Source organism: Prescottella soli (assembly GCF_040024445.1).
In the GTDB taxonomy this organism is placed as follows: domain Bacteria; phylum Actinomycetota; class Actinomycetes; order Mycobacteriales; family Mycobacteriaceae; genus Prescottella; species Prescottella soli.
The window spans coordinates 873711-891596 of the sequence record NZ_CP157276.1 but is presented as its reverse complement, the minus strand read 5'-3'; the positions used below and the strand labels follow the sequence as shown (position 1 = coordinate 891596).

Below are 17886 nucleotides of genomic sequence, written 5' to 3'. Positions count from 1 at the left end.
GGACAACCGCGGGTGTGGAGAGCTGAGCGGCCGCTCAGGCGTCGTCGGGTCGGCTCCGGCGCATCTGGTCGCGCAAGGCGCCCTGAACGGCTTGCGAGACCCACGAATTGAGCGACATCCCGTCCTGCAGCGCGGCCTCCTCCGCGCGCGACTTGATCTGGTCGACCAGACGCAGCGTCACCCGGCTGATGTCACCGGTCATGTCCTCGAAGGTGCGGTAGGGGTCGGTGGTGTCGCCGTGCTGTCCGGCGGCGCCGTCGGCCTCGCGCCGGCGCCGCGTCGCCTCGACGGCCACGTCGGTGCCGTCGAATCGGACGTGGAGGGTCCGATCACCCAGTTCCTCGGACGCCTCGCGGGCCAGGTCGGACAACGCGGACACGAGCATGAGCTGTGCCGAACGTTCGACCGCCCCGGCCAGTGCCTCGGCGATTCGCTGGGTATCCGCGTCGCCGAGGGCCGCTGCCGCGGCCAGGTCGTCGCGCAGTCGGGCGGTGTACTCGGTGAGATCCATGACGCCAGTGTGACGCCACTTTGGTGTCATTTCAAGGCCGATATGACGTCTGGCTGGTGTCGCTCGGGTGTTGTGTCGCCCTCACGCCCGGGACTCCGCGGCGATATGGTGCGGTCGAAGCAAGCGACGACGATCCCGGGAGGATGAGCGGTGCGCAATACGGTGTCCCTGAAGGTGCAGCTCGTCGCGAAGACGGAGTTCGTCCCGCCCGCCGACGTGCCGTGGGAGACCGACGCCGACGGCGGTGAGGCGCTCGCGGAGTTCGCCGGGCGCGCGTGTTACCAGAGCTGGTCCAAGCCGAACCCGCGCACCGCGACCAACGCCGGATACCTGCGCCACCTGCTCGAGGTGGGGCACCTGTCGGTCCTCGAGCACGGCAGCGTCAGCTTCTACATCACCGGCATCTCGCGGTCGTGCACCCACGAACTGATCCGGCACCGGCACTTCTCGTACTCGCAACTGTCGCAGCGGTTCGTGCGCGAGAACGACGCCAACGTCGTGATCCCACCCGCGATCGCCGGCGACGCGCATCTCGAGGCGTTGTTCGAGAAAGCCACCGCGGCCAGTCGGGACGCCTACGCCGAACTGCTGGCCGCGCTCGAGGACAAGCTCGCCGACGTGCCGAACGGACCGATCCGCAACAAGCAGGCCCGTCAGGCCGCACGGTCGGTGCTGCCCAACGCCACCGAGACCCGCGTCGTGGTCACCGGCAACTACCGCGCATGGCGTCACTTCGTCGAAATGCGGGCCACCGAGCACGCCGACGTCGAGATCCGTCAGGTCGCCGTCGAATGCCTGCGGCAGCTGCAACACGCTGCGCCGAATGTGTTCGGAGACTTCGAAATCGTCACGTTGCCGGACGGTTCGGAGGTCGCGACGAGCGAGTTCGATTCGGTCGGCTGAGCGCGTCGGTGCGTGTGGGGTGCCGTCGTGTTCAGGTCTGCAGTGGTGACCGGGTAGCCTTCTGACCATGACCTACGGTGATTCAGCTGCTTCCGTCGAGCGTCCGTTCGGCACCGTCCTCACTGCGATGGTGACCCCGTTCACCAAGGACGGAAAGCTGGACGTAGATGCCGGCGTGCGGCTGGCCACCCACCTCGTCGACAACGGTTGTGACGGACTGGTGCTGGCCGGCACCACGGGCGAATCGCCCACCACCACCGAGAACGAGAAGCTCGAATTGCTGCGCGCCGTCGTCGAGGCCGTCGGTGACCGCGCCCGGATCGTCGCCGGGGCCGGCAGCAACGACACCGCGCACAGCGTCGAACTCGCGCGTGACGCCGCCCGCGCCGGCGCGCACGGCCTGCTGGTCGTCACGCCGTACTACTCGCGTCCGCCGCAGGCGGGCCTGTACGCGCACTTCACCGCCGTCGCCGATGCCACCGACCTTCCGGTGATGCTCTACGACATTCCGCCGCGCTCCGTGGTCCCGATCGAGACCGAGACTATCCGTCGCCTCGCCGAGCATCCGCGGATTCTCGCGGTCAAGGACGCCAAGGGCGACCTGAACGCGGGCGCCGAACTGATCGGCACCACCGATCTCGACTTCTTCTCGGGCGACGACCCGCTGAACCTGCCTTGGCTGTCGGTCGGCGCGATCGGCTTCGTCAGCGTCATCGGCCATCTGGTGCCGCAGCGCCTGCGTGCGCTGCACACCGCCTTCATGGAGGGCGACCTCGCGAAGGCTCGCGAGATCAACCTGAGCCTCGTGCCGGTCAACCGGTCGGTGGCCCGTCTCGGCGGCGTCAGCGCGTCCAAGGCCGGACTGCGGCTCATGGGCATCGACGTCGGTGAGCCGCGTCTGCCGCAGGTCGCCCCGACCACCGAGCAGATCGACATCCTGGCGGCGGACCTGCACGCCGCGGGGGTGCTGGCATGACCCGCCCCGCACGTCGCCGCAGCGCCTCCCGTCAGGCCGGCCCGCCGATCACCGAGTCCGAGCGGGCGCAGCGGGTCGAACCCGCCGCGCCGGCGGCCGAGAGCGGCGAGCGCGCTGCGCCGCAGCGGGAGTCGGCGCCCAAGGCCGGCACCCGGAAGTCGCAGTCGCGCCGGTCCGGGCGATCGAAGCCGCCCGCGGCGCCCGCCGTAGCCGACCCGACCGATCGGCTCGGACTCCCGCCGAAGGCTCCCGCGAAGGGCCTGCGGGTGGTCGCGCTCGGCGGCATCGGCGAGATCGGCCGCAACATGACAGTCTTCGAGCATCAGGGCAAGCTCCTGATCGTCGACTGCGGTGTGCTGTTCCCCGAGGACCAGCAGCCCGGCGTCGACCTGATCCTGCCCGACTTCCGGTACATCGAGGACCGGATGGACGACGTCGAGGCGATCATCCTCACGCACGGCCACGAGGACCACATCGGCGCGGTCCCGTTCCTGCTGCGCCTGCGTCCCGACATCCCGATCGTCGGTGCCAAATTCACGCTCGCGCTGGTCGCGGCCAAGTGCCGTGAGCACCGCCAGCGCCCCAACCTGGTCGAGGTGGTCGAGGGCGACAAGACCAGCCACGGTCCGTTCGACTGCGAGTACTTCGCGGTCAACCACTCGATCCCCGACGCGATCGCCGTCGCGATCCGCACCTCGGCCGGCCTGGTGCTCCATACCGGCGACATCAAGCTCGACCAGCTGCCGCTCGACGGCCGGCTCACCGACCTCGCCGGGTTCTCCCGGCTCGGTGACGAGGGCGTCGACCTGTTCCTGGTCGACTCCACCAACGCCGAGGTGCCCGGCTTCGTCACGCCCGAACGCGAGATCGGCGGCGTGCTCGACAACGTCATCGGCAAGGCCACCCAGCGGGTGATCGTCGCGTCCTTCGCCAGCCACGTGCACCGCATCCAGCAGGTCGTCGACGTCGCCAAGCGCTACAACCGCCGCGTCGCGTTCGTGGGCCGCTCGATGGTCCGCAACATGCAGATCGCGCAGGATCTCGGCTACCTGTCGGTGCCGGACGGCCTGGTCGTCGACATCGACACCGCCGCGAACCTGCCCGACGACAAGCTCGTCCTGATCTCCACCGGTTCGCAGGGCGAGCCGCTGTCGGCGCTGTCGCGGATGGCGCGCGGCGAGCACCGCCAGATCAACATCCGGGCCAACGACCTCGTCGTGCTCGCGTCGTCGCTGATCCCCGGCAACGAGAACTCGGTGTTCGCGGTCGTCAACGGTCTCGCCAAGCGCGGTGCCACCGTCGTCACGCAGCAGAACGCCAAGGTCCACGTCTCCGGGCACGCGTCCGCCGGCGAGCTGCTGTACCTCTACAACGCGGTACGGCCCACCAACGCGATGCCGGTGCACGGCGAATGGCGGCACCTGCGCGCCAACGCCGCGCTGGCCAAGGCCACAGGTGTGCCGGAGGACCGGATCGTGCTCGCCGAGGACGGTGTCGTGGTGGACATGGTCGACGGGCTCGCCGAGATCGTCGGACGCGTTCCCGTCGGGCACGTGTACGTCGACGGCAACAGCGTGGGCGATGTCGGTGACTCCACCTTGTCGGACCGACTGGTCCTCGGCGAGGGCGGCTTCATCTCGATCTCGCTGGCCGTGGACTCCGCGACCGGGCGCGCCGTCAGCACCCCCGAGGTGTCGGGCCGCGGTTTCTCCGACGATCCGGCCGCGCTCAAGGAGGCGGCGACGCTGGTCGAGTCGGAACTCGTCCGACTGGCGGGCGAGGGCATCACCGACACCCACCGCATCGCGCAGGCCGTGCGCCGCGTCGTGGGACGTTGGGTGGCGGAGAAGTACCGCCGCCGGCCGATGATCGTGCCGACCGTCATCGGGGTGCCGTAACCCGAATCACGCGGTCGCACACGACGGGTGAGGAGGATGTCCCGTCATGACCGAGCGCAAGCCCCTGCGCGCCACGTTCGAGTCGTGGGTCGAAACCCAGATCCGCGGCGCGTACGAACGTGGCGAGTTCGAGAACCTCGACGGGGCGGGCAAACCGATCCCGGCGGGTGGGGGCGACGACTGGTGGGTGCGCGGCTACCTCCGGCGCGAGGGGCTCTCGGCCGACGAGCTCCTGCCGGAACCACTCCGGTTGCGCAAGGACATCGAACGGCTTCCCGAGATCGTGCGGACCGCGCGCACGGAGCGCGAGGTCCGCGACGAGGTGGCGCGCATCAACCGCAGGATCGCGGTGTGGCTGCGCAACCCGTCGGGCCCGCAGGTGCCGATCCGCCGGGTCGACGCCGACGAGGTCGTGGAGCGGTGGCGGCAGGACCGGGCCGCCGCGCCGGTCGTGGACATCGGTGTCGTCGACGACGAGCAGCGCAGGGCCCGGCGGGCACTGGCCAGTGCCGCGCTCGCCGAGGCCGGATACGCCGAGATCCGCAGGGGCGAAGTGCGTTTCGGGCGTCGCCGATTCGAGTGGCCGTTCCGGCGGCGGCGTTCCACGGCGTGACCGTCAGGACTCCAGCTTCCCGTAGTCGACCGTGAACCACCGCTCCGGGCGCATCCGGATCACGACGGCCCTGTCGTTGAACGACTCGCCGATGAACGCCTCGGCTTCGGCGTCGGGCAGGTAACGGTGCACCAGTGGCCGCACGTCGTCCGCGGTGACGGCGTCCTGAAACGTGGCCGGACCCTCGACGCTCACGTACCGGTACGGCGGATCCTCCTGCTGCGCGCACAGGCTGAACCGGCCGCTCGCACGGATGAGCCGCTCCTTGACGGTGCCGTGTTCGGTCCACACCATGACCTCACCGCCGGGGGAGTAGTGGTACCAGATCGGCACGGCCAGTGGATCACGGCCGTCGCGTTCGGCGGCGATCACCCCAACGTGTTTGTCCGCGAGGAACTGCTCCCGCTCGTTCTCGGACATCGTGGTCTTCGACATTCGTCGCTCCTCTCGCCGCGTCCGGTCCCGCCTCCCACGGTAGAAGTCGGGGACGACGAGTTCGCGCGGTCGAGTCGAGATCCGGTTACGGTGTGGTGTGCCTTACGCCCGTGACGAACGCCACGCCCTCGTGGACACCATGCGCGCCGCCGGCCCGGACGCCCCGACCTTGTGCGGCGACTGGACCGCGCGCGATTTGGCCGCGCACCTGGTGCTGCGCGAGCGCCGACTCGACGCGTCGCCCGGGATCCTGGTCCCCGCGCTGTCCGGCCACACCGAACGCGTACAGCGAGGAATCGCGCGCAGGGACTGGAACGCGCTGCTCGAGGATGTGCGCTCCGGTCCTCCGCTGTGGTCCCCGTTCCGATTGGTCGACGAGCAGGCGAACCTCGCGGAGATGTTCGTCCACCACGAGGACGTGCGGCGGGCCCAGCCCGACTGGACGGTGCGTACGCTGCCGGCCGGCATGCAGAACAAGCTGTGGACCACCGCGTCCGGCATAGGGCGGCGCAGCTATCGCAAGTCCCCGGTGACGGTCGTACTCGAGCGCCCCGACGGTAAGCGCACGACGGTGCGCTCGGCGGGGGCGGCCACGGTCACCCTGCGCGGCGAGCCGGGCGAGCTGCTGATGCATGCGTTCGGTCGCGACGAGGTCCGCGTGGAGTTCGACGGCACGGCGGAGAACGTGGCGGCCGTCACCGCTCTCGATCGCAGCTTGTGACCCGGGGAGTCGTCCGCGCGGCGGTGTTGCGCCAGGTGAACGGGTGGGACGTGTGTTGCGGATGGTCCCGATGGGGCCGCAGCGACTAACCTGACCTGTATGGCAGGGAAGACGAGCGCCCGCGGATCGAGTTCGACAGCATCCACGTCGGGGACTCGTGCGCGCTCGACCACTGCTGCGCGGGGCTCCGCCGCATCCGGAAACCGGGCCTCCGGCCGCGCCAAATCGGCGTCGAGTGCGCGCAAGCCCGCAGGTCAGCGCAAGCCTGCCGCGTCCCGTGCGTCGGCGGCCCGCAAACCGGCGGCCCGCGGCGGCGCTGGTGGGCGTCGCCCCGCCGCCAAGTCCTCGCGCGGCGCCGGCACGCTGGCGTCGGTCGGCAGGGGCATCGGCGCCGGCTGGTCGATGGTCGCCAAGGGCGTGGGCGCCACCACCCGGACGATGGGCAAGGCCGCCGACATCGAACACGGCCACCGACGCGACGGCATCGCCCTCGGGCTGATCGCGGTCAGCGTGGTCATCGCGGGAGGCATGTGGTTCTCCGCCGGCGGCCCGGTGGGGGAGTGGATCGAGGCGGCGGTGCGTGCGGTCGTCGGGGCCGTGGCAGCGGTCCTGCCGATCCTCGGCGTCGCGATCGCGGTCGTGCTGATGCGGACCGAACCCAAGCCCGAGATCCGGCCCCGCCTGATCCTGGGCTCGTTGCTCGTCGGACTGCCTGCCGTCGGACTGTGGCACATCGCGTCCGGTTCACCGGCCACGTCGAACGGGTGGCCGGAGGGCGCCGGTGTCGTCGGTTACGTCGTCGCCGGTCCGCTCACCAACGGTGTGACGCAATGGCTGTCGGTTCCGCTGCTGCTCATGGCGATGTTCTTCGGCGTCCTGCTGCTGACCGGAACCACGGTGCGTGAGGTGCCCGGACGGCTGCGGTCCTGGTTCGGGACCTCGTACGACGACGACTACGAGTACGACCACGCCGACGATCCCGACTTCCACGACGACCACGACGGCGACCACGGACCCGACGACTACGACCCGAGCCTGTTCGACGCGGATGGCTACCCGGTCGACGGCGCGGTCCCGGCTCGGCCGACACGGCGCGCACCGCGCAGCCGCCGCGGCACTCCGGAGCAGAACTATCCGACCGACGAGGTCCACGCCGACACGGCCACCGAGGTGCTCGGCCTGTGGGATCCGGGCGATCCCGACCACGCTCCCGCCGCGCCGGAACCCGAACCCGAGCCGGCACCTGAACCGGCGCCTGCTCCGCCCGCCCGGCCCAAGCCGCGTGCGCGCGTTGCGCCGACGCCCCCGCCGGAACCGGTACCGCCGGCCGAAGAGGACGCCTTCGTCCCCGACCGGGTGATCGAGGGCGACTACGCGCTGCCGCCCCTGTCGTTGCTGGTCGAGGGTGACCCGCCCAAGACCGGCAGCAAGGCCAACGACGCCATGATCGAGGCGATCAGCGAGGTCCTGGAACAGTTCAAGATCGACGCCGCCGTCACCGGGTACACCCGCGGTCCGACGGTCACCCGGTACGAGGTGGAACTCGGTCCGGGCGTCAAGGTCGAGAAGATCACCGCGCTCGCCCGCAACATCGCGTACGCGGTGGCGACCGACAACGTCCGACTGCTGGCGCCGATCCCGGGCAAGTCCGCCGTCGGCATCGAGGTGCCCAACTCCGACCGGGAGATGGTCCGCCTGTCGGACGTCCTCGGGGCGCCGTCGACGCGCAAGGACCACCATCCGCTGGTGATCGGTCTCGGCAAGGACATCGAGGGCGACTTCGTCAGCGCCAACCTGGCGAAGATGCCGCACCTGCTGGTCGCCGGTTCCACCGGCTCCGGTAAGTCCAGCTTCGTGAACTCGATGCTCGTGTCGTTGCTCACTCGCGCGACCCCGGACGAGGTCCGGATGATCCTCATCGACCCCAAGATGGTCGAGCTCACCCCGTACGAGGGCATCCCGCACCTGATCACGCCGATCATCACGCAGCCCAAGAAGGCGGCCGCGGCGCTCGCCTGGCTGGTCGAGGAGATGGAGCAGCGCTACCAGGACATGCAGGCCAGCCGCGTCCGTCACATCGACGACTTCAACGCCAAGGTCAAGTCCGGGGACATCACCGCGCCGCTCGGCAGCGAACGGGTCTACAAGCCGTACCCGTACATCCTCGCGATCGTCGACGAGCTCGCCGACCTGATGATGACCGCGCCCCGGGACGTCGAGGAGGCGATCGTCCGGATCACGCAGAAGGCGCGTGCCGCCGGCATCCACCTCGTGCTCGCGACGCAGCGGCCGTCGGTCGACGTCGTCACGGGTCTGATCAAGACCAACGTGCCGTCCCGGCTCGCGTTCGCGACGTCGTCGCTCACCGACTCCCGGGTCATCCTCGACCAGCCGGGCGCCGAGAAGCTCATCGGCATGGGTGACGGCCTGTTCCTGCCGATGGGTGCGGGCAAGCCGATCCGCATGCAGGGTGCCTTCATCACCGACGAAGAGATCGCCGCCGTCGTCGACTTCACCAAGAACCAGGCCGAGCCCGAGTACACCGAAGGTGTTACCGCGGCGAAGGCGGGGGACAAGAAGGATGTCGACCCAGACATCGGCGACGACATGGACGTGTTCCTCCAGGCGGTCGAACTCGTGGTCTCGAGCCAGTTCGGTTCGACGTCGATGCTGCAACGCAAGCTGCGAGTCGGGTTCGCGAAGGCGGGTCGGCTGATGGACCTGATGGAGACACGGGAGATCGTCGGGCCCAGCGAGGGCTCGAAGGCGCGTGAGGTGCTGGTCAAGCCCGACGAGCTCGACGGGCTGCTGTGGTCGATCCGCGGCGGCGATCCGAACGCGGCCGAGACTGCGGACTGACCCGATCAGTCACGCAGGTTCGGTCCTCCGGGTACGCGTGTGGTTGAATGGAAAGTGCTTTTGGAGGGGAGTATCCCCGATCCTGCGACAGACTCGTCAACACGAGCGGCACCGTTGCCGCTCCGGTTCTGTCGGCTGATCCGTCACGGCACGCTCGCCGTCGGATCGGTGGGAGAGACCTCCGGTAGTGAAACGTACCTACCGGAGGGCTATCGCCGATGCACGTCTCCCCGCTCGTCTGGATTCTCACCTGCCTGGTGATCCTCGGACTCTTCGTCTTCGACTTCTTTGCGCACGTGCGCACCCCGCACGCCCCGTCATTCCGGGAGTCGGCCTTCTGGTCGGCGGTCTACATCGGTCTCGCGATCGTGTTCGGCATCTTCGTGATGGCGGTGTGGGGGACCACCTTCGGCGGCGAATACTTCGCCGGCTTCGTCACCGAGAAGGCGCTGTCGGTCGACAACCTGTTCGTCTTCGTGATCGTCATGTCGACGTTCTCGGTGCCCCGTGAGTACCAGCAGAAGGTGCTGCTGATCGGCATCGTGCTGGCGCTGGTCATGCGTGGTGCGTTCATCGCAGTCGGCGCTGCGGCGATCAACACCTACAGCTGGGTGTTCTACCTGTTCGGTGCGTTCCTGATCTACACGGCGGCAAAGCTGGTCAAGGACGCCGGGCACGGTCCGGAGGCCGAACAGGACCGCGAGAACAAGCTGGTCCGGACAGTCAAGCGTTTCCTGCCGACGACCGAGGAGTACGACGGCGACAAGCTGGTCACCAAGGTCGACGGCAAGCGGATGGTGACGCCGCTGCTGCTGGCACTGGTCGTCATCGGTTTCACCGACGTGCTGTTCGCGCTCGACTCGATCCCCGCGATCTACGGCCTCACACAGGAGCCGTACCTGGTGTTCACCGCGAACGCATTCGCGCTCATGGGCCTGCGCCAGCTGTTCTTCCTCATCGGCGGGCTGCTCGAACGCCTGGTCTACCTGTCCTACGGTCTGTCGATCATCCTGGCGTTCATCGGCGTGAAGCTGGTGCTGCACGCGCTGCACGAGAACACGCTGCCGTTCATCAACGGCGGCGAGCACGTCGCGGTACCGGAGATCTCGACGGTGATGTCGCTGAGCGTGATCATCGGCGTCCTCGTGGTCACCGCGGTCGCCAGCCTGATCAAGACCCGCAACGGCACGGGCGCCGACGACGGCTCGGACGCCGAGGCGCTCGCGGAGAAGTAGGCCGGAACGTAGCGGAACCCGCGGCGCCGACGGTGCCGCGGGTTCCGTGCGTGAGTTACTTGACGAAGACGCCGAAGACGGGGATCCATTCGCGCACGGTGCGGTTCTCGACCAGGTTGCGAGTGGCGAAGGGATCCTGGTCGAACAGGTCCTCCACGTCGCCGGCGGTGTCGGCCTCCACCATCATGAGGGCGCCGCTCCCATCGGCGAACGGGCCGGACGAGTGCACGATGCCGCGGCGGACCAGGTCGGAGAGCCAGGCCCGGTGGTCGGTCCGGTGGTCGTCGCGCAGGGCGGACTTCTCGGGAGCGTAGGTGTATTGGACGGCGAAGAGCGGCATGATTCCTCGATCCCGGGTTCTGGAAGGCGTCAGAGCGTCAGCAGCATACGGGTATTACCCAGCGTATTCGGCTTGACGTAGCTGAGGTCGAGGAACTCGGCGACGCCGGTGTCGTACGAGCGGCACATCTCGGCGTACACCTCCGCCGTCACGGGCGTGCCCTCGATCTCGGCGAAGCCGTGCTTGGCGAAGAAGTTCACCTCGAAGGTCAGGACGAACAGCCGCTCGAGCTCGAGTTCGCGAGCCACCTCGACGAGCTTCGCGACGACCAGATGCCCGGCGCCGCGGCCCTTCACCTGCGGATCCACCGCGACCGTGCGGACCTCGCCCAGATCGGACCACAGGACGTGCATCGCCCCGCAGCCGACCACGACGCCGGCCTCCTCGACGACCCAGAACTCCTGCACCGCCTCGTACAGCGTGACGAGGTTCTTCTCGAGCAGGATCTTTCCGGCGTAGATGTCGATCAGCCGCTTGATCTCCGGTACGTCCGAGGTGCGCGCGCGGCGCACCTTCATCCCTTCAGCCTCGTTCCTTCCAGCTGTCGGAGTCCCAGATGTCATGTGGTGCACAGTAGTCATAGGCGCAACCGATATTGTGGGCAGTGTGCCGCCCCGATCCATCGCCCCACACCACGTCCCGTTCGTCTCGGGTGTGCCTGGGCGAACCGTCGGATCGGTGCGGTCATGAGCACGCCGCGCCGCGACGTGACCGCCGCTCCTGACGCTCGCCCGGCCGAGGGCGTCGCGCCACACACTCCGGTTCCGCTGGTCAACATCGCAAACATTCTCACGGTGCTGCGCATCGTGCTGGTGCCGGTGTTCCTGGTCGCGCTGTTCGCCGACGGTGGTCATTCCACGGGTTGGCGGATCGCCGCCGCGTCGATCTTCGCCCTGGCGGCGATCACCGATCGCATCGACGGCCAGCTGGCCCGCAAACACGGACTCGTCACCGACTTCGGGAAGATGGCCGACCCGATCGCCGACAAGGCACTCATCGGTGCCGCCCTGGTCGGGTTGTCGATGCTCGGGGACCTGTCGTGGTGGGTGACCGGCATCATCGCGGCACGCGAACTGGGCATCACGCTGATGCGGTTCGCGGTGCTCCGGCACGGGGTGATTCCCGCGGGCCGCGGGGGCAAGCTCAAGACGCTCGTCCAGACGCTGGCGATCGGGCTGTACCTGATCCCGCTCCCGGACGGTTTCGCGCCGTTCAGCGCGACGCTGATGGGCCTCGCGGTTGCTCTGACCGTCGTGACCGGCCTCGACTACGTGGTCCAGGCGGTCCGGCTCCGGGCCGGGGTGAGGCGCGCGGGCGCATGACCGACCCGTTGACGGCTGCGGTGCCCGCCCGTGCCGTCATCGAAGCGCTGATCCGTCGCGGCGAGACCGTCGCGACCGCCGAGTCCCTCACCGCGGGTCTGCTCGCGGCGACGCTGGCCGGTGTGCCCGGCGCGAGCGCTGTGCTGCGTGGTGGGCTGATCGTCTACGCCACCGATCTCAAGGGCACCCTCGCCGACGTCGACGCCGACGTTCTGGCCACGGACGGGCCGGTCGCGCGTCGGACTGCGGCGCAGCTGGCGGAGGGCGCAGCGCGTCGGTGTGTCGCAGACTGGGGTGTGGGGCTCACCGGCGTGGCCGGACCGGATTCGCAGGACGGACATTCCCCCGGGACGGTGTTCGTGGGTGTATCCGGGCCGGACGGAACCGAGGTCACGGCGCTGGAATTGCGCGGCGATCGATGGGAAATTCGACTCGGTTGCGTTCACGCGGCGGTGTCGAGTTTGCTCGAACGTCTGGCGCGATAGGGTTTCGGGAACCAAGAACATGCACTCGTGCGTTTGTAATCACGAGTGGGGTTTCGGATGAAGGAGGAGCGAGATGGCGCTGCTATTGCGTGAGGCAATCGGTGACAGTCTTCGGCGCACCCGCGTTTCGCAGAGCCGAACCCTGCGAGAGGTGTCGAACAGCGCACGGGTGAGTCTCGGCTACCTGTCCGAGATCGAACGTGGACGCAAGGAAGCGTCCAGCGAGTTGCTGGCTGCGATCTGCGACGCGCTCGAGGTCCCGCTGTCCGACGTGCTGGTCGACGTGAGTGAGACACTGGCCGTCGGCGCCGCGCCGGCCGTCGGGTCGCGAGGCGCTGCAGAACGTGAGAACGTCGGTGCCGGCGCCCAGCCGGTGAGCGGACGCATCGCGCAGGACACCCGGGTCGTCATCCCGGCACCCACCGCGCGGGCGCTGGCTGCGGCGTAAGCAGTGTCGGCGGTCCACGGAAACCGATAGATTCGAAAGAAACGATCTCGGGTGCACCGAACATGCCGAACGGTGACTTCGTGATCGGGCGAGCAGGTTAGGGCAGGACCCGATTTCGGTGCGTGACGGTCGCGCATCGGGTCGCGCATCGCGCGGCGCAGCAGATGGAGGCAGGATCAACCCATGGCTAATCCTTTCGTCAAGGGATGGAAGTACCTGATGGCGCTCTTCAATTCCAAAATTGATGAGAAGGCCGACCCCAAGGTTCAGATTCAGCAGGCGATCGAGGACGCTCAGCGTCAGCACCAGGCCCTGTCCCAGCAGGCTGCGTCGGTCATCGGCAACCAGCGTCAGCTCGAGATGAAGCTCAGCCGCCAGCTCGACGAGGTCGAGAAGCTCAACGCCAACGCGCGTCAGGCTGTCACGCTCGCCGACCAGGCCGCCTCCGCCGGCGACAACGAGAAGGCGATCCAGTACACCAACGCTGCCGAGGCGTTCGCCGCGCAGCTGGTGACGGCCGAGCAGTCGGTCGAGGACCTGAAGGTGCTGCACGATCAGGCGCTGCAGGCCGCGGCGCAGGCCAAGAAGGCCGTCGAGCAGAACGCCATGACGCTGCAGTCGAAGGTGGCCGAGCGCACCAAGCTGCTGAGCCAGCTCGAGCAGGCGAAGATGCAGGAGCGCGTCTCCGACTCGCTGCGCTCGATGGATCAGACCCTCGCGGCGCCCGGCAACACCCCCAGCCTCGACGCGGTGCGCGAGAAGATCGAGGCGCGCTACGCCAACGCGCTCGGCGCTGCGGAGCTCGCCCAGAATTCCGTTCAGGGCCGCATGATGGAGGTCCAGCAGGCTAGCGTGCAGATGGCGGGCCACAGCCGCCTCGAGCAGATCCGCGCCTCCATGAAGGGCGACGCCCTGCCGTCCGGCAACAGCGCTGCCGCCCCGGCCACGCCTGCCCCGGCGGTGGAGCCGCCGGCGACGTCATCCAACGGCGAGACCGCCGCGCAGTAGCGAACCTCACGGCGACACGAAGACAGTTCGATGGGCAACACGAGAGGCGGCCGGTCCGGGAAGCAGTCCCGGCCGGCCGCCTCTGTCTTCGGTGACGGCTCCGGCTTCGCCTCGAGCGCGGCCGCAGCGATGGACAGCGCGCAGAGCGTGCTGCGAGAGGTCGGCGGGAGCGTCGCCGACACGATGCGGCGCTGGTCCGACCCGCGTGAACGGATGCTGCGCAAGCGTCGACGCGCCCGCAAGCGCGCCACGCGCTTCGGTATCGCGTCCGGGGCGAGCGTCGTGGGCGCGGCATCACTCGCGGCGGCGTCGGCCCCCGACTGGACGATGGTTGCCACCGGCGGCGCCGCGGCCCTGTTCGCGATCCCGGCCGTGGTCGCGGTCAGCACGTACCGCCAGCTGACGGCCACCCCGCTGCCTCCCGCGGCAGCGTCGCGGCGACCGCTGCCCCCGATCGGTTCCGCGGCACGCGCGCCGATGGAGCGCCTGGCGAGCGCCGAGAACAGCCTGCAGCAGCTGATCGGTGTCCTGACCCGGTCGGCGGTCGTCGACGTCGAGGAACTCGATCGCACCGGGGAAACCGCCCAGGCCGCATCCGCGGCGCTGCGGACGGTCGCGGGCGACGTCGTCGCGATGAAGAGCGCGGGTCGGGGAACGGCCGCGGCGGCCACCCACCTGGAGCAGTCGATCCGTGCGGCCGTCCAGCAGATCGACGTCGGCGTCGCACAGTACGAGGGGCTCGTCACGGCGGCGGCGAAGATGACGGCACCGGCGCAGTCGTCGTCGTACACGCTGCTCGGACAGCAGCGTCAGGACCTGCTGTCGGCGTCCGATCGGCTCGAGGGCTGGGCCGAGGCGCTCGGCGAGGTCGACGAGATCGACCGCCGCTTCCGCTCCTGACGGTCAGTCGTCGACTCCGCGGGCGGCGAGCGCGTCGCCCATCGCCTCGGCGGTCATCAGCGCCGACACCACCACCGGGACCGCCAGCGCCCGCAGCGAGAACCCGAGGCCGCGGGCCTTACGCGCGTCGGACACCTGCTGCACGATGCCGGTGAGGAGCGGGATGCAGCGCAGCGTCATCGCGAGCACGAGACCCGCGCGGTCGGGGTTCACCCCCACGTGGCGCAGCGGTCGCAGGGCGCGACTGATGGTGTCGAGCATGTCGGTCACCCGCGTGGTGAGCGTGACCAGGGCCGCGAGTGCGACGGCGAGCAGGATCGTGCCGCACACCACCAACGCCCGTGCCCAACCCGTGAAGACGACCTGGAACACCGCGATGAGCAGCAGCGCCCACAGCAGCGGCCGCAGCTGGGACAGCGCGACCCGTGCGGGGATGCGGGCGACGGCGTAGCACGCGGCCACCACGAGGACGGCGGGAACGAGCTGCCACGGGTGATGCACCAGGATCGTGACCGCGAGGATCGCCACCACCATCGCGATCAGTTTCGGTCCCGGAGACATCCGGTGAAGCAGTGACGTGCCGGGGGTGTAGAGACCGAGCGTCGTCATCCGATCAGCTCGCGATAGTGCGCTATCGCGTCCGCGGGGGCGCCGTCGGCGGCGACCCGACCGCCGTCGATCACGATCACGCGGTCGAAGTCGTCGAGCAGATCCAGGTGGTGCGTCACGACGACGAGTTGCTGACGCAGGCCCGCCAGCGTCGAGCGCATCAACCGCGCGTTGCGCAGATCCAGGAGCGTGGTGGGCTCGTCGGCGACGATGACGTCGGGCTCGGTGACCATGACCGCGGCGAGCGCCAGCAGCTGCTTCTGGCCGCCCGAGAGCAGGTGCGTGGGGTGGTCCGCGTGCCCGCCCAACCCGAAGTCGGAGAGCACCTGCGCGACCCGGTCGGCGCGTTCGTTCTTGCTCAGCGAACTGCGGCGCAGCGAGAAGGCGATGTCCTCCGACACCGTCGGCATGACGATCTGGTGATCCGGGTCGGTGAAGACGAACCCGACCTTCCGCCGCACCTGTCGGCCCTTGCGGGCGGTGTCGACCCCGTCCACGGTCACGGTCCCGGACGACGGGGCGACGAGACCGTTGATCATCCGCGCCAGGGTCGACTTGCCACTGCCGTTGGCGCCGATGATCCCGACGCGGGCCTCGGTGAGCGTGAGATCGATGCCGTCCAGCACCGTGCGCTCACCGTACGAATGGTGGACGGCCTCGAACCGGATCTCGCTCATCGTGCGGGGTGTGACTACGCGGCGTCGGCCCGGACCGGGACGGTCGGAACGCGGGAGGCCGCGAGGGCCGGGTACGCGCGGTGCACCTGGGCCGCGACGCCGGCGGCGACGACTGCCTTGATGACGTCGCCGGGCAGGAAGGTGAGGTTGGCCGCGAACGCGGCGGACACCGTCATGTCGGTCTTGAGCAGCATGCCGACGATGCCGAACGCGTACAGCACCACGACGCCGCCGAGCAGGTTGATCGCGACACCCGCGAACACGTTGTACTTGGGCAGCATTCGGTAGCTGAGCCAGCCGATGATCGCGGCGGTCGGCAACCAGCCGATGAGGAATCCGGCGGTCGGGCTGGAGAGGGACACCAGCGAGGTGCGTCCGCCGGCCAGGACCGGCAGGGCCAGGCCGAGGACGATGACCGTCAGCACCGCGAGGGTGCCCTTGCGCGGCCCGAGGAGGGCGCCGGCGAGCATGACGCCGAGGGTCTGGAGCGTGATCGGGACGGCGGAGCCGCCGATGTTGATCGTGCCGGGAAGCCCCAATGCGACGATGAGGGCTGCGAAGACGGCGATCTGTGCAAGATCACGAGCGGTGTTGCGGGGAGTGCCCGTGGGGGATGTCAGCTGCACGACTATCGACTGCTCCTCGTGTATTCGCGAACGGGACGGATCGGTCCAACCTGCCGAGCTTATGTCAACCGGCCCGCGAAGACGCATGCCAGGCCGGTTCGGGGGCGTCAGGGTGAACCCCCATCTTTCCCTGATCTTGCCGCTGAGCTGGTGATTTCCGAGTCTCCGCATGCCACGATCGAGTTGCCGCGGTCGTAGGATCGACGGTGAGGACCAAGCAGGAGGCACATCGTGTTCTGGAAGATTGTCGGCATCGTGGCGCTGATCTGGATCGCGTTCGCGCTGATCGGGGCCGTGGTGAAGGGGCTGTTCTGGATCCTGGCGGTGAGCGCGATCGTCTTCGGTATCTACATGCTGTTCAAGGCCATGTCGGGCAGCTCCGACACCGCTGACAAGCCCCGGCTGTAGCTAGCTGTCGCTCAGGTGCCGGTCGACGAGGTCGGTGAATGCCCGCCCTGGCGGCGTCACCAGGGTCGGCTTGCTGATCATGTGCACCGTGCGGATGGGTGCGTCCGCGATGCGGAGCAAGTGCAGTTCGGGCCGGGTGACGGCGTCGGATTCCGGTAGGAAGCCGACGCCGACGCCCGCGGCGGCGAGCGCGGCGACGAGTGTGGCCGACCCGGCCTGGGCGACGACCGTTCGGGGGAGGCCGGCCATCGCGAAGGCGTCGTCACTCTGACGTCGGGCACCGGTTCCCTCGGGGAAGTCGACGGTGGGCACCTCCGCGAGGTCGCGCAGTGTCACCGCGGCGCGGCCGGCCCACGGGTGGTCGCGTCCGACGACAGCGACGAGTTGCTCGGTGCCCAGCACGCGGGCCGTCAGGTCGGCCCGCGGGCGGGTGTGCCACAGGCCGATGAATCCGAGGTCGAGATCCCCGTTCTCGACCTGCTCGACGATCGCCTCACTCATCGACGACGTGACGTGCACTTCCACACCGGGGTGAGAGTCGAGGAACACCCGGATCAGTGCGGCGAGGTCGATCTGGGTGAGGGTCGTGATCGTGCCGATCCGGAGGGTGCCGGTGACGGGGCGCCCGGTCGCCGACACCTCTCCGCGCAGCCGGTCGGTGGCGGCGAGGACCTCCCGGGCACGGAGGACGAACGACTCGCCGGCGCCGGTGAGTTCGACGCGACGGTTGGTGCGGGTGAACAGGGGAGTGCCGAGCTCGTGTTCGAGCTGCCGCACCTGGTGGCTGAGCGCCGACTGGGCGACGTGCAGTCGGGCGGCCGCGCGGGTGAAGTGCCGCTCCTTGGCCACGGCGAGCGCGTAGCGCAGTTGACGCAGTTCCATCGGGTACCCAGCCGTTCATCGTCGATCACG

General features: G+C 69.1%; 21 protein-coding genes. 13 read left to right on the top strand and 8 right to left on the bottom strand.

What is annotated here, in order from left to right; genetic code table 11:
- Positions 1 to 34 precede the first annotated feature (34 nt).
- On the bottom strand, positions 35 to 511 hold the full coding sequence (locus ABI214_RS04175) for a hypothetical protein (protein WP_348606422.1): 477 nt from the start codon (positions 509 to 511) through the stop codon (positions 35 to 37).
- 150 nt (positions 512 to 661) lie between these two features.
- On the opposite strand from ABI214_RS04175, the gene thyX reads away from it, so the two are divergent.
- The 4 genes from thyX to ABI214_RS04155 all read left to right on the top strand — a co-directional run bounded on the left by thyX (position 662) and on the right by ABI214_RS04155 (position 4901).
- Positions 662 to 1414: an FAD-dependent thymidylate synthase gene (gene thyX / locus ABI214_RS04170; protein WP_348606420.1), complete on the top strand. Its 753-nt coding sequence runs from the start codon at positions 662 to 664 to the stop codon at positions 1412 to 1414.
- A gap of 67 nt (positions 1415 to 1481) precedes the next feature.
- A complete protein-coding gene (dapA, locus tag ABI214_RS04165; protein WP_348606418.1) occupies positions 1482 to 2390 on the top strand; it encodes a 4-hydroxy-tetrahydrodipicolinate synthase in 909 nt (302 codons plus the stop codon).
- Entirely contained in the window at positions 2387 to 4288 is a 1902-nt protein-coding gene (locus ABI214_RS04160; protein WP_348606416.1) for a ribonuclease J, read from the top strand. Before dapA ends, ABI214_RS04160 begins: the two co-directional genes overlap by 4 nt.
- A gap of 46 nt (positions 4289 to 4334) precedes the next feature.
- Positions 4335 to 4901 (top strand): DUF1992 domain-containing protein, encoded by a 567-nt coding sequence (locus ABI214_RS04155; RefSeq protein WP_348606414.1) that lies wholly within the window; start codon positions 4335 to 4337, stop codon positions 4899 to 4901.
- A gap of 3 nt (positions 4902 to 4904) precedes the next feature.
- Here the strand turns inward: ABI214_RS04155 and ABI214_RS04150 are convergent, their stop codons facing one another.
- Positions 4905 to 5336, bottom strand: coding sequence for a pyridoxamine 5'-phosphate oxidase family protein (locus ABI214_RS04150; RefSeq protein WP_348606412.1), 432 nt, complete (start codon positions 5334 to 5336; stop codon positions 4905 to 4907).
- Between the two features lie 97 nt (positions 5337 to 5433).
- Between ABI214_RS04150 and ABI214_RS04145 the strand changes: the two genes are divergently transcribed.
- The 3 genes from ABI214_RS04145 to ABI214_RS04135 all read left to right on the top strand — a co-directional run bounded on the left by ABI214_RS04145 (position 5434) and on the right by ABI214_RS04135 (position 10151).
- Positions 5434 to 6057, top strand: coding sequence for a TIGR03085 family metal-binding protein (locus ABI214_RS04145; RefSeq protein WP_348606410.1), 624 nt, complete (start codon positions 5434 to 5436; stop codon positions 6055 to 6057).
- Positions 6058 to 6156: 99 nt separating this feature from the next.
- Complete coding sequence (locus ABI214_RS04140; protein ID WP_348606408.1) at positions 6157 to 8916, top strand: DNA translocase FtsK; 2760 nt, start codon at positions 6157 to 6159, stop codon at positions 8914 to 8916.
- A gap of 218 nt (positions 8917 to 9134) precedes the next feature.
- Complete coding sequence (locus ABI214_RS04135; protein ID WP_348606406.1) at positions 9135 to 10151, top strand: TerC family protein; 1017 nt, start codon at positions 9135 to 9137, stop codon at positions 10149 to 10151.
- 55 nt (positions 10152 to 10206) lie between these two features.
- Here the strand turns inward: ABI214_RS04135 and ABI214_RS04130 are convergent, their stop codons facing one another.
- Positions 10207 to 10491 (bottom strand): YciI family protein, encoded by a 285-nt coding sequence (locus ABI214_RS04130; protein WP_348606404.1) that lies wholly within the window; start codon positions 10489 to 10491, stop codon positions 10207 to 10209.
- Between the two features lie 29 nt (positions 10492 to 10520).
- On the bottom strand, positions 10521 to 11009 hold the full coding sequence (locus ABI214_RS04125) for an amino-acid N-acetyltransferase (RefSeq protein ID WP_348606402.1): 489 nt from the start codon (positions 11007 to 11009) through the stop codon (positions 10521 to 10523).
- A gap of 168 nt (positions 11010 to 11177) precedes the next feature.
- Between ABI214_RS04125 and pgsA the strand changes: the two genes are divergently transcribed.
- The 5 genes from pgsA to pspM all read left to right on the top strand — a co-directional run bounded on the left by pgsA (position 11178) and on the right by pspM (position 14654).
- Complete coding sequence (pgsA, locus tag ABI214_RS04120) at positions 11178 to 11813, top strand: CDP-diacylglycerol--glycerol-3-phosphate 3-phosphatidyltransferase (protein ID WP_348606400.1); 636 nt, start codon at positions 11178 to 11180, stop codon at positions 11811 to 11813.
- A complete protein-coding gene (locus tag ABI214_RS04115) occupies positions 11810 to 12298 on the top strand; it encodes a CinA family protein (protein WP_348606398.1) in 489 nt (162 codons plus the stop codon). Before pgsA ends, ABI214_RS04115 begins: the two co-directional genes overlap by 4 nt.
- Positions 12299 to 12371: 73 nt before the next feature.
- Positions 12372 to 12746 (top strand): helix-turn-helix domain-containing protein, encoded by a 375-nt coding sequence (locus ABI214_RS04110; protein ID WP_348606396.1) that lies wholly within the window; start codon positions 12372 to 12374, stop codon positions 12744 to 12746.
- Between the two features lie 183 nt (positions 12747 to 12929).
- The gene (locus ABI214_RS04105) at positions 12930 to 13754 is read left to right on the top strand and encodes a PspA/IM30 family protein (protein WP_348606394.1); all 825 of its coding nucleotides are present in this window, start codon (positions 12930 to 12932) and stop codon (positions 13752 to 13754) included.
- Between the two features lie 129 nt (positions 13755 to 13883).
- The gene (gene pspM / locus ABI214_RS04100; protein WP_408586789.1) at positions 13884 to 14654 is read left to right on the top strand and encodes a phage shock envelope stress response protein PspM; all 771 of its coding nucleotides are present in this window, start codon (positions 13884 to 13886) and stop codon (positions 14652 to 14654) included.
- 3 nt (positions 14655 to 14657) lie between these two features.
- Here pspM and ABI214_RS04095 read toward each other — a convergent pair whose 3' ends face one another.
- Genes ABI214_RS04095 through ABI214_RS04085 form a run of 3 tightly spaced genes read right to left on the bottom strand, consistent with a single transcriptional unit; the run spans position 14658 to position 16566 of the window.
- On the bottom strand, positions 14658 to 15263 hold the full coding sequence (locus tag ABI214_RS04095) for an energy-coupling factor transporter transmembrane component T family protein (RefSeq protein WP_348606390.1): 606 nt from the start codon (positions 15261 to 15263) through the stop codon (positions 14658 to 14660).
- Positions 15260 to 15940 carry an energy-coupling factor ABC transporter ATP-binding protein gene (locus ABI214_RS04090; protein WP_348606387.1) on the bottom strand — a complete coding sequence of 227 codons (681 nt, stop codon included), beginning with the start codon at positions 15938 to 15940 and terminating at the stop codon, positions 15260 to 15262. Before ABI214_RS04090 ends, ABI214_RS04095 begins: the two co-directional genes overlap by 4 nt.
- A 14-nt stretch (positions 15941 to 15954) precedes the next feature.
- Entirely contained in the window at positions 15955 to 16566 is a 612-nt protein-coding gene (locus ABI214_RS04085; RefSeq protein WP_348606385.1) for a biotin transporter BioY, read from the bottom strand.
- Between the two features lie 231 nt (positions 16567 to 16797).
- Here ABI214_RS04085 and ABI214_RS04080 point away from each other — a divergent pair, with 231 nt between their 5' ends.
- Positions 16798 to 16974: a hypothetical protein gene (locus tag ABI214_RS04080; RefSeq protein ID WP_348606383.1), complete on the top strand. Its 177-nt coding sequence runs from the start codon at positions 16798 to 16800 to the stop codon at positions 16972 to 16974.
- On the opposite strand, the gene ABI214_RS04075 is transcribed toward ABI214_RS04080, so the two are convergent.
- The gene (locus ABI214_RS04075) at positions 16975 to 17856 is read right to left on the bottom strand and encodes a LysR family transcriptional regulator (RefSeq protein WP_348606381.1); all 882 of its coding nucleotides are present in this window, start codon (positions 17854 to 17856) and stop codon (positions 16975 to 16977) included.
- Positions 17857 to 17886 lie beyond the last annotated feature (30 nt).

Bases quoted from the DNA above. Each gene is read 5' to 3' on its own strand.
- ABI214_RS04175 (WP_348606422.1), bottom strand. From the start codon at position 511: ATGGATCTCACCGAGTACACCGCCCGACTGCGCGACGACCTGGCCGCG.
- dapA (WP_348606418.1), top strand. From the start codon at position 1,482: ATGACCTACGGTGATTCAGCTGCTTCCGTCGAGCGTCCGTTCGGCACC.
- ABI214_RS04160 (WP_348606416.1), top strand. From the start codon at position 2,387: ATGACCCGCCCCGCACGTCGCCGCAGCGCCTCCCGTCAGGCCGGCCCG.
- ABI214_RS04155 (WP_348606414.1), top strand. From the start codon at position 4,335: ATGACCGAGCGCAAGCCCCTGCGCGCCACGTTCGAGTCGTGGGTCGAA.
- ABI214_RS04150 (WP_348606412.1), bottom strand. From the start codon at position 5,336: ATGTCGAAGACCACGATGTCCGAGAACGAGCGGGAGCAGTTCCTCGCG.
- ABI214_RS04140 (WP_348606408.1), top strand. From the start codon at position 6,157: ATGGCAGGGAAGACGAGCGCCCGCGGATCGAGTTCGACAGCATCCACG.
- ABI214_RS04135 (WP_348606406.1), top strand. From the start codon at position 9,135: ATGCACGTCTCCCCGCTCGTCTGGATTCTCACCTGCCTGGTGATCCTC.
- ABI214_RS04130 (WP_348606404.1), bottom strand. From the start codon at position 10,491: ATGCCGCTCTTCGCCGTCCAATACACCTACGCTCCCGAGAAGTCCGCC.
- ABI214_RS04125 (WP_348606402.1), bottom strand. From the start codon at position 11,009: ATGAAGGTGCGCCGCGCGCGCACCTCGGACGTACCGGAGATCAAGCGG.
- pgsA (WP_348606400.1), top strand. From the start codon at position 11,178: ATGAGCACGCCGCGCCGCGACGTGACCGCCGCTCCTGACGCTCGCCCG.
- ABI214_RS04115 (WP_348606398.1), top strand. From the start codon at position 11,810: ATGACCGACCCGTTGACGGCTGCGGTGCCCGCCCGTGCCGTCATCGAA.
- ABI214_RS04110 (WP_348606396.1), top strand. From the start codon at position 12,372: ATGGCGCTGCTATTGCGTGAGGCAATCGGTGACAGTCTTCGGCGCACC.
- ABI214_RS04105 (WP_348606394.1), top strand. From the start codon at position 12,930: ATGGCTAATCCTTTCGTCAAGGGATGGAAGTACCTGATGGCGCTCTTC.
- pspM (WP_408586789.1), top strand. From the start codon at position 13,884: ATGGACAGCGCGCAGAGCGTGCTGCGAGAGGTCGGCGGGAGCGTCGCC.
- ABI214_RS04095 (WP_348606390.1), bottom strand. From the start codon at position 15,263: ATGACGACGCTCGGTCTCTACACCCCCGGCACGTCACTGCTTCACCGG.
- ABI214_RS04090 (WP_348606387.1), bottom strand. From the start codon at position 15,940: ATGAGCGAGATCCGGTTCGAGGCCGTCCACCATTCGTACGGTGAGCGC.
- ABI214_RS04075 (WP_348606381.1), bottom strand. From the start codon at position 17,856: ATGGAACTGCGTCAACTGCGCTACGCGCTCGCCGTGGCCAAGGAGCGG.